A 14,245-nucleotide genomic window follows, 5' to 3' on the forward strand; every position below is an offset into this window, starting at 1 on the left:
TATTTTAATAACGTTATTGTGCTTGTTCGTTCATCCGCTGACGAACCACTTCATAGACAAGGATGGAAGAGGCGACCGATACGTTCAGCGAACCGATCGTACCAAACTGCGGGATCTTCACCATACTGTCGCAGATACGAAGATTATCCATCGAAACTCCCGTATCTTCGGCTCCCATTACGATAGCCACAGGTCCGTCATATTTGATAGCAGTATAATTCTCAAAGGCTTTTTCACTGGCTGCATAGACTTTTACTCCGGACGCCTGTAAAAAACGGATAGCCTCCGTAATGCTTTTTTCCTTACAGACAGGCAATACATGGAGCGCACCAGCCGAGGTCTTAATCGCATCGGCATTCACCGTCACGCTTCCCCTTGAAGGAATCACGATCGCATCCACACCGGCACATTCGCAGGTACGGGCAATCGCACCGAAATTACGGACATCCGTAACCCCGTCCAACAACACAATAAACGGATTCTTTCCCTGTTCATATACAAACGGAATAATATTTTCCAGCCGCTCGTACGTGACAGCTGGGATAAAGGCTATTACCCCCTGATGATTCTTGCGTGTCAAACGGTCGAGACGTTCGGCAGGCACACGCTGTACAGGTATGTCACGTCCTTTCAGAACTTCAAACAGTTCACGAGACAAGTCTCCCTGCAGTTCACGTTTTACCAATATTTTATCAATCTCCTTATCGGCCTGGATTGCCTCGATCACGGCACGGATGCCGAACACCATTTCGTTTTCTTTCATTATTCTATATCTTTTCCGTTTTATCGCCGGGCTATTCGACTATTCCCGGCTTTATGTGGACAAAGATACAAAGATTTACGCTTTTATTATATACCTTTGTATTGTATAAAAACAAACACTACAATCTATCAAAATTGAAAGAACATGGCAAAGGAAAAGAAATTTACTCTTGAAGGAGTACAAGGAGAGCTGACACTGGTATACGGTCCTTTTAAATTACGTTTATTTCAGGATGGAAGAGAAATCAAACGATCCGGAACATTCAAACCCAAATACTACATCACCAACACATCCGGCGAGCAGGAAGAACTAAGAATACAATATGGATTGGATTTCGTTTACATGGCGATATTCAGAGGAAAGAAAATAGCATTGGACGAGAGGCTGACCACTGCCGAATATATAATAGGCGGCCTCCCTATCCTGCTTATCTTTTTAGGAGGAGCTATAGGAGGCGTGTTCGGTATCTTTGGTGCCACATTTAATTATGATTATATGCGGAAAGAAAAACGTATGCCGATGCAGATATTGGTCTCACTCGGGGCTTCCATCGTATGTTACCTGGCCTACTTCATCTTGGCTGTCGCTTTTCAACTTCTGTTAAAAGTATGAGAATAAGCCCGGATCAGGAATAAGATACCGGTAATAATCAAGGCTGACGAAAGTCCGGTATAAAATACCGAAATAAAAGAGTTGGGAAGCAATTGGAAATGACGGATCGTAATACCGAAAGTAATCATAAAGATCATCACAATCCAACCTTTCACATCAAAAAATGAAAAAGGACAGTTCTTTTCCCCTTTCTGTGAGATCCGCTCGGAATGCTTAATAAACAAGCGGCGAAAGACAAACTGGAAGAAAAGCAGGAAAACAACAATTGCCTCCCCGACTTTAAACAACCAATAATGGGCATCGTTCAACCACGTGACGATGCCGATCCTTAAGATATTGATACCTGCTATTATCCAAACGCACCCGGCTATCAGAAGCAGGGTGCGCCGGTTTACTCTAAATCCCATTATCAGATACTTTTCTCTATGCTCCGCCTGTCACTCGTACGTTGGCGGCTATTCGTGCGATCCTTGTCAGACCGCTTGTCTTCTTTTTTGTTCTTATCGTAATGTCTGTCTTTATCCCGATCCGGACGTTTCTTGTCATATTTGTCCTTATCGTGCTTATTCTTGTGATGATCGGAACCGGGACGGCCTCCCTGATGGTGCGGACGATCGTATTTGTCAGGTTTCCACTGTCCATTGTCATGGTGAGGACGGCCATTGTTATGACTCGGTTGAGGACGATCATATTTGTCCGGCCTCCACTGCCCGTTATCATGACCGGGACGGTCATACTTACCGGGATACCATTTGCCATCGTCGAAACGGTCGAACCATCTATTGTTCGTATACTCCCACTGGCAATGCCAGTAATGATCTTCATAACGATGGCAGGAGCTGGACGGACGATAGTCCGGATAATGCGGATTATTATACCAACCTCTCCAATCATGGATGCGTGTCGGTGTTTCACGGACAAAACGCACATATAAACGGAATTGCGAAGGTGAAAGGATACGCTGCAACTTCCGGTCCCGCTCCATACGTAGCTTATATATCTTCTGGGCAGACTGGTCCCAATAGCGATAATGTTTGCGTGCTTCACGCTCGATCTTCTCCCCGTATCGATGAATGATCTTATGATACTCGGCAGCCTGACGGTTCGTCATGCGGATTGCCTGTTCCATCCAGAGGCAGTTCTGGCAATGGGGTTCATTCCATCCGAAGCTGATCCAAAACTGTGCATATCCCTGCAAACTGCAAAAAAGGACTGCCAACAATATACTACTCAATCTCTTCATGTCACTCAATTTTTAATTAGCACTTACACTCTGTTGCTATTATGACCAGAGAGCGGTGAAAAGGTTTAATTTTTCGCTTTCAACAGTTCTTTTGCATTTGCAATGGAAGCACTGGTCAACGAAGCACCGCTCAGCATACGCGCAATCTCTTTCACACGCTCCTCCTTATTCATTTTCCGGATACGGGTAACGGTCCGTTCATCCGTATCCTCCTTATAAACAAAATAATGGTCTTTTCCTTTTGCTGCGATCTGAGGGAGATGGGTAATGGCAAAAACCTGCATCTTCGTACCTAATTCCTGCATGATATCCCCCATTTTATCGGCAATATCTCCGGAAACCCCCGTATCCACTTCATCAAAGATGATGGCAGGCAACGCCGTAAATCCGGCAATCATCGCCTTGATACATAACATCAGGCGGGAGATCTCGCCACCGGATGCCGTCTGAGCCACCGGTTGTAGTTCCGCACTCTTATTGGCAGAAAACATAAACCGGATTTCGTCCATTCCATCGCTTTCCGGCTCCTGTTTAGGAACAAAATCGATTGCAAAGCGCGTATTCGGCATACCCAGCGGGACAATCATTTCCACCAATTGGGAAGCAATAGCTTTCGAGGCGATCTTACGCTGCTCGCTCAATACGGCTGCCTGTTGAAGCAATTCCTGGTGAGAGATTTCCAACTGCTTTTTCAGCGATTCGATCTGTTCATCAAAAGAATCGATCTCCTTCAGCTGCTCAGTATATTTATCCTGCAACTCCATCAGTTCTTCAACTTTGGAAACCCGGTGTTTCTGCTCCAGGGTGTATAACGTATTAAGACGTTCGTTCACCCAATCCAAGCGTTCAGGATTAAATTCTATATCCTCCTTGAGCACTTCCGTCTCGGAAGCCAAGTCGTTCATATCGATATAGGCAGAACGCAGGCGCTCGGCTATTTCTTTCGCTTTCGGATAATAACGTTCCAGGCTGTCTGCGGTGGAAAGGGCCTCTTTTATCAGTTGGACGGCTCCCTGTTCTTCCCCGTCCAGCAGTTGGGTTATCTTATAAAGAGAACCTTTTATCTCTTCGGCATGAGAAAGGGTTTCCAATTCCTGTTCCAGTTCTTCCTGTTCGCCGGCAACCAAACCGGCATCGGTTAACTGCTCCAACTGAAAACGCACATAGTCTTCCTCCTGTTTAGTCTGGAGAGCCTTTTCGGTCAGCTCTTTCAGCTCCTTTTTCAAAAACAAATAACGGCTGTATTCCTTCCGGTAAAGGATCAGCAGAATATCATTTTCAGCCATTACATCGATTACTTTCAACTGAAACCGGTTATCTCCCAACAAAAGATTCTGGTGTTGCGAATGGATATCGATCAACCGGCTTCCCAACTCCTTCACCACGGAAAGCGGGACAGGAGAATCGTTTACAAAAGCACGGGACTTTCCCGATGCAAACAATTCCCGGCGAAGAATACAAACCTCCGCATCATACTCCAGGTCATTCGTGAGAAAAAATTCTTCCAGCTTATAGCGGGAGACATCAAAGACTGCTTCTATCACACATTTTTCAGAACCGTTTTTAATGCTCTTTCCATCCGCACGCTGTCCTAAGACCAGGGATAGAGCCCCCAATATAATAGACTTTCCTGCACCCGTCTCGCCGGTTATCACAGAAAAACCTTTATCGAACTTAATGTCCAGGCTGTCAATCAGAACAAAGTTCCGTATGAATAAAGATTTCAGCATAGCTATTCCAGATTACTTTTTAAGCGATTCCATACGTGTCGTGAGGGCTGGATACAGATTGGACAACATTTTATAACCTTCCTGCTTCTCCGGTGTAGTAGCTTTCGAATAAATCAAAACGACCTCATCCAACTTGGAATCGGCGAACATCTGAAGCAACGGTGATGTCGGCCGGGCACTTTTCACCTGTTCCAAAACCGGAAGCAAACCGATTATAGTCGTACGTCCACGATCCGGATTTGCAGCCATTTCATCGAGCCCCTTACGATGATAGTTATACCACATATCCCGAAACAGTTCCGAAGTATTGTCCGTCAGGGCCGTTGCCAAAGCATGGCGGTTACGGTCGTTTTCAAAAGCTTTCCAACCCGTCCACGTAGGTTGTGCCTGAGCCAGACTCACGATCTGCATGGCCTGTCCGAAGAAAGCAGTACCTCCCTTCGGAGAAAAGCTGTCGAAATCCAGTCCGAGGATCGTATAAATATAGAAAACAACAGTCGCGATCAGGTTACTGTTCAACGTATTTTCCGTATATTCCAACGGTTCGAATTCGGTATAGTCAAAAGAAAGTTCCGTATCACGATAATTCAGCAACGTAGTCGTATAGCTGGAATTATATACCGGACGGCGAGCCTGCACCTGTATCTCTCCTTTAAAACTATTGTCCGATACCATCTCGTTGATGATGAGAGTCATGGAACAGTCGATACGTTCATTCATGGCAAAAGTGGCATCCGTCCACTTTTTGTTATTGACGAAATCATTCAATGCATCCTGCAAGGTTTTGAATACCTGTTTATTCGTACTCTGCACCTTATCACTGTTTATCGTGATGCGGGCATTCAACTCCTGTGCCTTACCTATAAAAGGAGCGGCTCCCAACAGACATATGCATAATAATTTCTTAATCATTCTCATTTTAATAATGTTGCCAATTTATTTACAATATCAACGGCTACCCCCTGTTTGCTCTTCAACGGATAAGCGATCGTTCCGCCTTCCTTGTCGATGATCGTGATCTTATTCGTGTCGCAACGGAAACCGGCACCTGCATCCCTCAAAGAATTCAACACGATGAAATCGAGGTTTTTCCGCTTCAGCTTTCCTTCCGCATGAGCTGTTTCATCATTTGTTTCCAATGCGAAACCCACCAGAACCTGGTTTTCACGTTTGATCATCCCTAACGAGGCTGCGATATCCTTATTCGGAACCAGGCGGAGCGTCATTTCCCCTTTCGTCTCCCTCTTGATCTTTTCGCTTACCTGCTCACCCGGACGATAATCCGCCACAGCGGCACAAAGGATACCGGCATCCGCCTGCGGAAAAGCCGTCATGGCCGCCTGATACATTTCTTCGGCCGACTCGACATCGATCCGCTTGATATTCGGATGAACCGCTGCCAAAGACACCGGTCCTGCGATCAATGTCACTTCGGCCCCCTGCTCTGCACACGCTTCCGCCAATGCAAAGCCCATCTTTCCGGAAGAATAGTTACCTATAAAACGTACGGGATCTATCTTTTCATATGTCGGACCGGCAGTTATTACAATCTTTTTTTTTTCAAGCTGGGTTTGAGAAGCAAAGAAATCTTCCAGGACCGCCACGATCTTATCCGGTTCTTCCATACGCCCCTTACCCACCAGATGACTGGCAAGTTCCCCTTCGGCAGGTTCGATGATGCGATTACCGAACGAACGCAGACGCTCCAAATTCTGCTGTGTCGATGGATGCGCGAACATATCCAAATCCATTGCCGGTGCGATGAAAACCGGTGCTTTACATGACAGGTATGTCGTGACCAGCATATTGTCGGCAATGCCATTCGCCATCTTTCCGATTGTCGAAGCAGTGGCCGGCGCGACCAGCATGGCATCGGCCCAGAGGCCAAGATCGACATGACTGTTCCACGTACCGTCGCGATTCGAGAAAAATTCGCTGATCACCGGATGGCTGCTCAAGGTGGATAGCGTGAGCGGCGTTATGAATTCTTTTCCCGCAGGGGTAATAACAACTTGAACTTCCGCCCCTTTCTTCACAAGGGCACGGATGATATAGGCGGCTTTATAGGCAGCGATGCTCCCTGTTATCCCCAATATGATATGTTTACCTTTCAGCATTTTATTCGATATGCGGTCCCGAGGGTGTGCCCGACACACCCCTCAAGTCCCTTATTCCATTTTTATTACAAACGCAACGCCATTATCTCACGGGCCACACGGCTGTCGATATTATGATGTTCACCCAATTTCCAGCCCTGTTTGTCCACAGGAGCAGCAAGGGCATCCAAATCCTTTTCCGTAATGCCACATTCACCGAGGCGCGTTTTCAGTCCCATCCGGCGGAAGAAATCCTCACAGGCCGCAATTGTCTTTCGTGCCCTCTCCTCTTCCGTTCCATCTGTAATGCCAAAAACGACTTCCCCCATACGAGCTAACTTGGCCTGCTTCTCTTTAAACATATACGTCATCACGCCCGGCAAGAGGATCGCCAGTGTTTGTGCATGATCCAGACCGAACTGTGCCGTCAGCGAATAGCCCATACGGTGAGAAGACCAGTCCTGCGGAACTCCCTGTCCGATCCAGACATTCAACGCATTGGTTGCCGCCCACATCAGGTTGGCACGGATATCGTAGTCATTCGGATGATCCAGAACTTTCAGTCCCTCTTCATGGATGACGCGCATCAAGCCTTCCGAAAAGGCATCCTGTACCTTCGCATTGACCGGATATGTCAGATATTGTTCCACTACATGAATAAAAGAGTCGACCACTCCGTTCGCCACCTGTCGAGCAGGAAGTGAATAAGTCACTTCCGGGTCCAGCACAGAGAATTTAGGGAAAATCAGCGGACTGGCGAAATTCAATTTCTCACGAGTCGATACACGGGAGATAACCGAACGTTCGTTCATCTCCGAACCAGTCGCAGCCAATGTAAGCACCGTTCCCAAAGGCAGAGCACTCTTCACCTGCCCGCCTTTCGAAAGGATATCCCACGGATCACCTTCGAAACCGACAGATACTGCGATGAACTTTGTTGCATCGATCACCGAACCACCGCCTACGGCCAACAGAAAATCGATCTTCTTCTCTCTGACGATCTCCACGGCCTTCATACAGGTTTCGTAATGCGGATTTGCTTCGATACCTGGAAATTCGGTCACTTCAAAACTTTCCAACGCCTTCGTCACCTGATCGTAGATACCGTTTTTCTTTATGCTTCCGCCACCATATACCATGAGTACCCTGCTTCCTTCCGGAATCAAAGCGGACAAGCGGGCGATGGAACCTTTACCGAAAACGACCTTTACCGGGTTACAAAACTCAAAATTATTCATACCGCTTATTTCGAATTCATATTAAAACCTGCCATCCTTAATTTGATCTCCGTCAATTTCTTCTTAGTATTCAACGGGAAATCCCCTTTCATCATCCACTCATAGTACCCCAAATCAGTCTTCAGGACCTCTTCTACCAGACGCCCCTTATGCTTGCCGAAGTTGATTATCTCTTCGCCCTTGTCGTTATAGACCATCCTTCCGGCAAAGTCCACATTGTTCGTATAGCTTGAATACTTGGAAAGGAAATCAATGTCGTTCTGCAACTCCGGATAACGGTCCAGCTGCGCTTTCAACACTTCATAAGTCGCCATCGTATCGGCTTCCGCCGTATGGGCGTTTTCAAGGCTCTTGTCACAGTAGAACTTATAAGCGGCCGAAAGCGTACGCTGTTCCATCTTATGAAAAATAGTCTGTACGTCTATGAACTTGCGTCTGTTCAAATCGATATCGACACCAGCACGCAAAAACTCTTCCGCCAGCAAAGGGATATCGAAACGATTGGAATTATATCCGGCCAGATCACACCCTTCTATCTGGGTTGCCAGCGATTTGGCTATTTCTTTAAAAGTAGGACAGTCTTTTACATCTTCGTCAGTGATGCCGTGAATGGCGGTCGACTCCGGTGGAATGGGCATTTCCGGATTGATCCGTCTCGTTTTAGATTCTTCTTTTCCATTCGGGTAAACCTTCACAAAAGAGATTTCCACGATACGGTCTTTAACAATATTAATACCCGTAGTCTCCAAGTCGAAGAAGACTAACGGGTTTTTCAGGTTTAACTGCATTTTTTCGTATTTTAATCATTCAACATCATAGGCATCAGCAGCATCAGCAGATCCTCGTTCTCTTCGTTTTCAGAAGGAACGATCAGACCGGCACGTGAAGGATCAGCCAATTCGAGTATCACCTCTTCCGAATTGATGTTGCTCAGTATTTCAATCAGATAAGTAGCCTTGAAACCGATGCTTAATTCAGTTCCGTCAAAGCTGCAAACAATCTTCTCTTCTGCGGAAGTAGAGAAATCGATATCCTGTGCGGAAACAAGCATTTCACTTTCCTTCAACTGCAATTTGACAAGGCTGCTGGCCGGATTGGAGAAAACGGAAACACGCTTCAAGGCATTCAGGAAAGAGACACGGTCGATTGTCACCTTGAAAGGATTTTCCTGCGGGATCACGCTGTTGTAGTTCGGATAACGGCCTTCGATCAGGCGACAAACCATTTCGAAATTAGCACAGTTCACATAGGCGTTGTTATCATCGAACTTGATGCTGATCATCCCCTCCTCCTTTGACAAAAGGCCTTTTAACAGGTTAGCGGGCTTCTTCGGCAAAATGAAAGAAGCTCTTTCCGGTGATTTTACCGAAAGATTACGCAGGCGCACCAGTTTATGACCGTCGGAAGCCACAAATGTCAAATCGTCCGTATGAATATCGAAATAGATACCATTCATTACCGGACGAAGTTCGTCGTCAGCCGTTGCAAACAACGCGCGGCTGATACCGTTCAGCAACATCTGCGCGTCCATCATGATGGAGATCGCGTTATCATTCAACGGTTTCTGCTGCGGATATGTGTCTCCCTTCTGTCCGATAAAATTATATTTACCATTCTGGAAATGGATAAAAATTTCCAAGTTATCATCGTTAATATCAAAAGTCAGCGGTTGTTCGGGCAACTCCTTCAATGGATCGAGCAGGATTTTTGCCGAGACAGCGAAAAGCCCGCTTCCCTGTGCATTCATCACGTCAACGGATGTAACCAGACGTGTTTCAGCATCCGAAGCTGTTATGGTAAGTTTATTACCTTCCAGGTTGAAAAGGAAACTGTCCAGGATCGGTAATGAATTCTTAGAAGCAATAACTTTGCTAATAGATTGCAAACGTGATAACAGCGCTGTGCTGGATACATCAAATCTCATGGTTCTTAATTATTAATTTGTTTCTATTTATTATTTATCAACGTGTTGTAGGTTCGACTCACCGGCAGCCCCCAATCGGACAGCCGCAGATTCGCCCACACAAAATTATGAAAATATTCCATATAACCACCCGAATGGAGACAAAAAAAGAGGTCCTTCCCGCTATGGGGAAGAACCTCTCTTTGTATCTTGATATTACGCTCTGTTATTTAGCGAAATAATCTTTAACAGCTTCGTTAGGAATCATTTCTTCCTGGAAGATGTAAGCACCGGTCTTCGGGGACTTAACCATCTTGATTACTTTAGAATAGGTACGACCGTCACCTTTCTTAAATGTTGCAACCGCTTTTTTTGCCATTGTTTAATCTCCTCTTACTTAATTTCTTTGTGTAATGTCATCTTCTTCAGGATAGGATTGTACTTCATCAGCTCCAATCTCTGAGTTGTATTCTTTCTGTTCTTTGTTGTAATATAACGAGATGTACCCGGCATACCACTTTCTTTGTGCTCAGTGCATTCAAGAATTACCTGAACTCTGTTACCTTTTGCTTTCTTTGCCATTTCTTATTTCCTCCTCAAATTAAGCGTTTAAATAACCTTTTTCAGCAGCTTTCTTAATTGCTGCATCCAAACCAAGTTTATTGATAGTACGCAAGCCAGCGGCTGAAATATTCAGGCTAACCCAACAATCCTGTTCTACCCAGTAGAACTTTTTAGTAAACAGGTTCACATCAAACTTACGTTTCGTTCTTCTCTTAGAGTGAGAAACGTTGTTGCCAACCATTGCTTTCTTTCCGGTAATTTGACAAATTTTAGACATCGCTAATCTTTCTTTTTAATATTACGAAATTTAAGTCAACTCCTGCTATCTGTCTTCCCTTTTTGAACTGCATCTTGAACAAAAACAAAGATTCTAATAGAGTTTCTCTTCTTTTACGGGGCACAAAGGTACAAATTATTTTCATTCACACACAAGAAATCAACAAATAAATCAGCACTTTCTGCTATTTTTCCTTAATTTATTCTGTATGAGAGTATCAAGTCCCGCTGCCGCATAGATTGTTATCGCAAACAGATATGGATAATGATAGCGGGAAGTAATCACGAACAAAACCGTTACAGCCGTGCCTAAAGCTGGGATCAGGAGATAGACATTCCGTTCCCGTAACAGGTCGCGCCGGTTCGTCCAAATGTAATAAAGGAATAGCAAAAGCACGGTGTAATAGGCAATGCTCTTCAAGGCCAAAGAGACTATCAACTCCGTCAATTTCAGCCTATTGCCCTGTACTTTCGAAAGTACTACTCTAAATCCCATATCAGGCTTTACACGCTCCGTCCAGGTATCTTCGCAATATAAAGCGGCCAACTTGAAGGGCATTTGAGCAATATATTTAAACGGATGTTCCGATATCCAACGGACCGACGCACGCTTCAACAGGCTGTCCCGCTCCATATAGGTATATTCTCCGGGAGGAAGGCAAATATAATTGTCCGGATCACTGAAGCCGTTAAAATTGACTAAACCGTTTGCTTCATCAAAAGAGCTCATCGCTAAATTATAGCCTCCGGATACCGCTTGATAGACAAAATGACCGGTTCTCTTCTTCGCACTCTGTCCGATCAGGAAAACAGTCAAGACAAGCGGCAGGGTCAAAGCGGCATAAAACTGCCATCGACGCTTTTGCACGATGAAAAGGAGCAAAATCACGAATAAAAAGACAACTGCCAGAGGACGGAACCAGTTAGCCAAAGCGATCAACACGCCGGCGACAGCCACAGGAAACAGCCGGCGGACGTTGCATAGCAGCAGGGCTGTCAACAGCAGGAAAGTAAAAGGCAAATCAGTCAATACGGCTATCGGAGCATATAGGTTCGAAAAAATCAACATATATAAAATAGCAGCGTAATACCCCGTTTTATCCGAAAACATCCGCCCGGCCAACTTCCGTATTTCAAATACCATTGCAATATTCATCAATAAATTCAGTAACCGGACAAAAGAGAAAGATCCGAAAAGATGATGGATTCCGATCAAAAGGTTTACATAACCCGGACCGAAAATAAAATCCTCATATTGGTTATGCATGTCCGGATACCAAGTACCTCTCGCGATACATTCCGAAGCCAGTTTCACATAAGCCAGGGCATCATCGTGGTTAGGCATATCCCAGTATTTTACTACCAGGAAAACCTGCAGGATCACCCATATGGCAAACACGATCCGAAAAACGGCCGGTAATTTTTTCCCAATCATTCCTTTAGCTCTTTTTGGGAGACAAAGATACAGCCTTTTCACCACTAATCCGCCCGTGATAGATTAATTCTATCGGTTCATTCGGGGAACAACGGGACGTTTTTGCAACAAAATCAAACTCCGGATGGTTTTATTTTCAAAGAAGCATAAAATAAAAACGTATTAATTATGGCACGAGATTTTAAAGAAGCATTGAGACATCGCAGAACTTATTATCACATCACAAACAGTTCCCCGATATCAGACGAACAGATCAAAGAAATAATAGACTTCGCAGTCATGAACGTCCCTTCTGCTTTCAACTCGCAATCGACCCGTATCGTATTGCTGTTAGGCAAGAACCATAAAAGACTTTGGGAGATCACGAAAGAGACATTGAAGAGACTTGTTTCTGCGGAAGTCTTCAAAGGAACGGAGGCTAAAATAGACGGAAGCCTGGCTGCCGGCTACGGAACGATCCTGTTTTTCGAAGACAAAGCGGTAGTCGAACAGTTGCAAGACTCCTTCCCTACCTACTACGACAAATTTCCGGTTTGGGCACAGCAAACATCCGCCATGCACCAGCTGGCTATCTGGACAATGCTCGAAGATGCCGGCTTAGGCGCGTCCCTTCAACACTATAACCCGCTGATCGACGAAACGGTATGTGCAGAATGGAAACTCGACCCGAAATGGGAACTGGTGGCACAAATGCCTTTCGGAACACCGACGGAAGAGCCCGGACCGAAAGAGATAAAACCATTAGATAAAAGAGTCCTGGTTTTCAAATAAAAGACCAGAAGCCGTTTTAAGCACCGATATCACTATTTACAATCGAGAAAAGAGAAAGTTGCTCCATTACCAAAATGTCACTACGACCCCATGTAAATCGGATTAGTAGTGCATATAAATAGAATTAGTAGCAAGGGTAATATTTTTTAACATTTCTATTTGAAAGCGATAGCCTCCTTTTACTGTCGAAATGGTAACGGAGTATCCTGATACGGTCCTTGCTAAAGGCACCGAAAAATGTCAAACTAAATTAAGCACAAACATGAATTACGATATTGCAATTATAGGGGGAGGACCGGCAGGCTACACCGCCGCCGAACGGGCAGCCGAAGGGGGCCTGAAGACCGTCCTCTTCGAAAAGAACGCCATCGGGGGTGTCTGCCTGAACGAAGGCTGTATTCCCACAAAAACATTATTATACTCTGCCAAGATATTAGACAGTTTCAAAACATCCTCCAAATATGGCATTTCATCGGAAGGGACGCCGTCTTTCGACATGGATAAGATCATCGGGCGTAAGAACCGGACGGTCAAAAAACTGACATCCGGTGTAAAGATGCGACTCACTTCGAGCGGGATCACGATCGTCGAGGGCACTGCCGTGTTGAACGGGGAAACCGACGGAATGATCCGCATACAGTGCGGAAACGACCTTTTCACCGTCAAAAACATACTCCTCTGCACCGGTTCCGAAACGGTAATTCCCCCAATCAAGGGACTTTCAGAAACAGACTACTGGACTTCGCGGGAAGCACTCGACAGTAAAGAACTCCCCAAAGAACTTGCCATCATAGGCGGCGGTGTCATCGGGATCGAGTTCGCCTCTTTTTTCACCAGCATGGGAGTAAAAGTGAAGGTGATCGAGATGATGCCGGAAATACTCGGCGCAATGGACAAAGAGGCGTCCGCCATGCTCCGGAACGAATACGCCAAGAAAGGGGTGGAATTTCATCTGAACACAAAAGTGATCGAGGTGAACCCGAAAGAGGTCATTGTCGAAAAAGACGGCAAGGTGAATGCGATCCCGGCGGACAGAATCCTGGTCAGCGTAGGACGCCGGGCGATCACCAAAGATTTAGGCCTGGAAAGCCTTTCCATCGAGACGGACCGCCGGGGAGTCCGGGTGAACGAATATATGCAGACCTCCCATCCGCACGTTTATGCAGCCGGCGATATCACAGGATTCTCGCAACTGGCCCATACGGCCTATCGGGAAGGTGAGGTCGCCGTCAACCATATCTTAGGGCATGAGGACCGGATGGACTACAGGGCTATTCCCGCCGTTGTCTACACCAACCCTGAAGTGGCCGGTGTCGGCAAGACGGAGGAAGAACTGAAGGCAAACGGAGAATATTACAACCTTGTCAAGATACCGATGACCTACTCCGGCCGTTTTGTCGCTGAAAACGAAACCGGCAACGGGCTCTGCAAGCTCCTGACGAACGTGAACGGCCAGATCATCGGTTGCCATCTGTTGGGAAATCCGGCATCGGAGATCATCGTCATTGCCGGTATCGCCGTCGAGCACGGCTATACGGTCGATGAATTCAAGAAAACCGTATTCCCCCATCCGACCGTCGGAGAGGTAATACACGAAAGCCTGTACCTCTGATG

Annotated in this window: 16 protein-coding genes; 3 read left to right on the forward strand and 13 right to left on the reverse strand. The window is 45.8% G+C overall.

All coding sequences use genetic code 11. The features are described from left to right. Positions 1-13 precede the first annotated feature (13 nt). Entirely contained in the window at positions 14-763 is a 750-nt protein-coding gene (gene rlmB / locus NQ564_RS07010) for a 23S rRNA (guanosine(2251)-2'-O)-methyltransferase RlmB (RefSeq protein ID WP_008149459.1), read from the reverse strand. 144 nt (positions 764-907) lie between these two features. Between rlmB and NQ564_RS07015 the strand changes: the two genes are divergently transcribed. Next, a complete protein-coding gene (locus NQ564_RS07015; protein WP_129649943.1) occupies positions 908-1,375 on the forward strand; it encodes a hypothetical protein in 468 nt (155 codons plus the stop codon). Here NQ564_RS07015 and NQ564_RS07020 read toward each other — a convergent pair. From NQ564_RS07020 to NQ564_RS07075, 12 genes are all read right to left on the reverse strand, one after another. Continuing rightward, entirely contained in the window at positions 1,354-1,782 is a 429-nt protein-coding gene (locus NQ564_RS07020) for a hypothetical protein (RefSeq protein WP_008149451.1), read from the reverse strand. The two genes, NQ564_RS07015 and NQ564_RS07020, sit on opposite strands and share 22 nt — an antisense overlap. A gap of 2 nt (positions 1,783-1,784) precedes the next feature. Then, positions 1,785-2,618 carry a hypothetical protein gene (locus tag NQ564_RS07025; RefSeq protein ID WP_008149450.1) on the reverse strand — a complete coding sequence of 278 codons (834 nt, stop codon included), beginning with the start codon at positions 2,616-2,618 and terminating at the stop codon, positions 1,785-1,787. Positions 2,619-2,683: 65 nt separating this feature from the next. Continuing rightward, positions 2,684-4,348 (reverse strand): DNA repair protein RecN, encoded by a 1,665-nt coding sequence (gene recN / locus NQ564_RS07030; RefSeq protein ID WP_129649945.1) that lies wholly within the window; start codon positions 4,346-4,348, stop codon positions 2,684-2,686. 12 nt (positions 4,349-4,360) lie between these two features. Next, entirely contained in the window at positions 4,361-5,266 is a 906-nt protein-coding gene (gene porD / locus NQ564_RS07035) for a type IX secretion system protein PorD (RefSeq protein WP_008149444.1), read from the reverse strand. Then, positions 5,263-6,465, reverse strand: a complete 1,203-nt coding sequence (gene coaBC, locus NQ564_RS07040; protein ID WP_129649947.1) for a bifunctional phosphopantothenoylcysteine decarboxylase/phosphopantothenate--cysteine ligase CoaBC — start codon at positions 6,463-6,465, stop codon at positions 5,263-5,265. Before coaBC ends, porD begins: the two co-directional genes overlap by 4 nt. A 65-nt stretch (positions 6,466-6,530) precedes the next feature. After that, on the reverse strand, positions 6,531-7,682 hold the full coding sequence (locus NQ564_RS07045) for an iron-containing alcohol dehydrogenase (protein ID WP_021862753.1): 1,152 nt from the start codon (positions 7,680-7,682) through the stop codon (positions 6,531-6,533). Between the two features lie 5 nt (positions 7,683-7,687). Further along, a complete protein-coding gene (locus NQ564_RS07050; protein ID WP_008157553.1) occupies positions 7,688-8,470 on the reverse strand; it encodes a 3'-5' exonuclease in 783 nt (260 codons plus the stop codon). Between the two features lie 11 nt (positions 8,471-8,481). Beyond that, positions 8,482-9,606 carry a DNA polymerase III subunit beta gene (gene dnaN / locus NQ564_RS07055; protein ID WP_008149437.1) on the reverse strand — a complete coding sequence of 375 codons (1,125 nt, stop codon included), beginning with the start codon at positions 9,604-9,606 and terminating at the stop codon, positions 8,482-8,484. A gap of 205 nt (positions 9,607-9,811) precedes the next feature. Beyond that, on the reverse strand, positions 9,812-9,964 hold the full coding sequence (locus NQ564_RS07060; RefSeq protein WP_005638125.1) for a DUF4295 domain-containing protein: 153 nt from the start codon (positions 9,962-9,964) through the stop codon (positions 9,812-9,814). A 14-nt stretch (positions 9,965-9,978) separates the two neighbouring features. Then, complete coding sequence (gene rpmG / locus NQ564_RS07065) at positions 9,979-10,167, reverse strand: 50S ribosomal protein L33 (protein ID WP_005642977.1); 189 nt, start codon at positions 10,165-10,167, stop codon at positions 9,979-9,981. A gap of 19 nt (positions 10,168-10,186) precedes the next feature. Beyond that, positions 10,187-10,426 carry a 50S ribosomal protein L28 gene (gene rpmB / locus NQ564_RS07070; RefSeq protein ID WP_005638129.1) on the reverse strand — a complete coding sequence of 80 codons (240 nt, stop codon included), beginning with the start codon at positions 10,424-10,426 and terminating at the stop codon, positions 10,187-10,189. A 171-nt stretch (positions 10,427-10,597) separates the two neighbouring features. Further along, a complete protein-coding gene (locus tag NQ564_RS07075) occupies positions 10,598-11,860 on the reverse strand; it encodes a hypothetical protein (protein ID WP_008149421.1) in 1,263 nt (420 codons plus the stop codon). 168 nt (positions 11,861-12,028) lie between these two features. Between NQ564_RS07075 and NQ564_RS07080 the strand changes: the two genes are divergently transcribed. Together NQ564_RS07080 and lpdA are read left to right on the forward strand one after the other, a co-directional pair. Next, positions 12,029-12,631, forward strand: coding sequence for a nitroreductase family protein (locus NQ564_RS07080; protein WP_008149419.1), 603 nt, complete (start codon positions 12,029-12,031; stop codon positions 12,629-12,631). A gap of 262 nt (positions 12,632-12,893) precedes the next feature. Then, complete coding sequence (lpdA, locus tag NQ564_RS07085; protein ID WP_039848195.1) at positions 12,894-14,243, forward strand: dihydrolipoyl dehydrogenase; 1,350 nt, start codon at positions 12,894-12,896, stop codon at positions 14,241-14,243. The last annotated feature ends 2 nt before the right edge of the window (positions 14,244-14,245 follow it).

Source organism: Parabacteroides johnsonii DSM 18315 (genome assembly GCF_025151045.1).
GTDB classification, from domain to species: domain Bacteria; phylum Bacteroidota; class Bacteroidia; order Bacteroidales; family Tannerellaceae; genus Parabacteroides; species Parabacteroides johnsonii.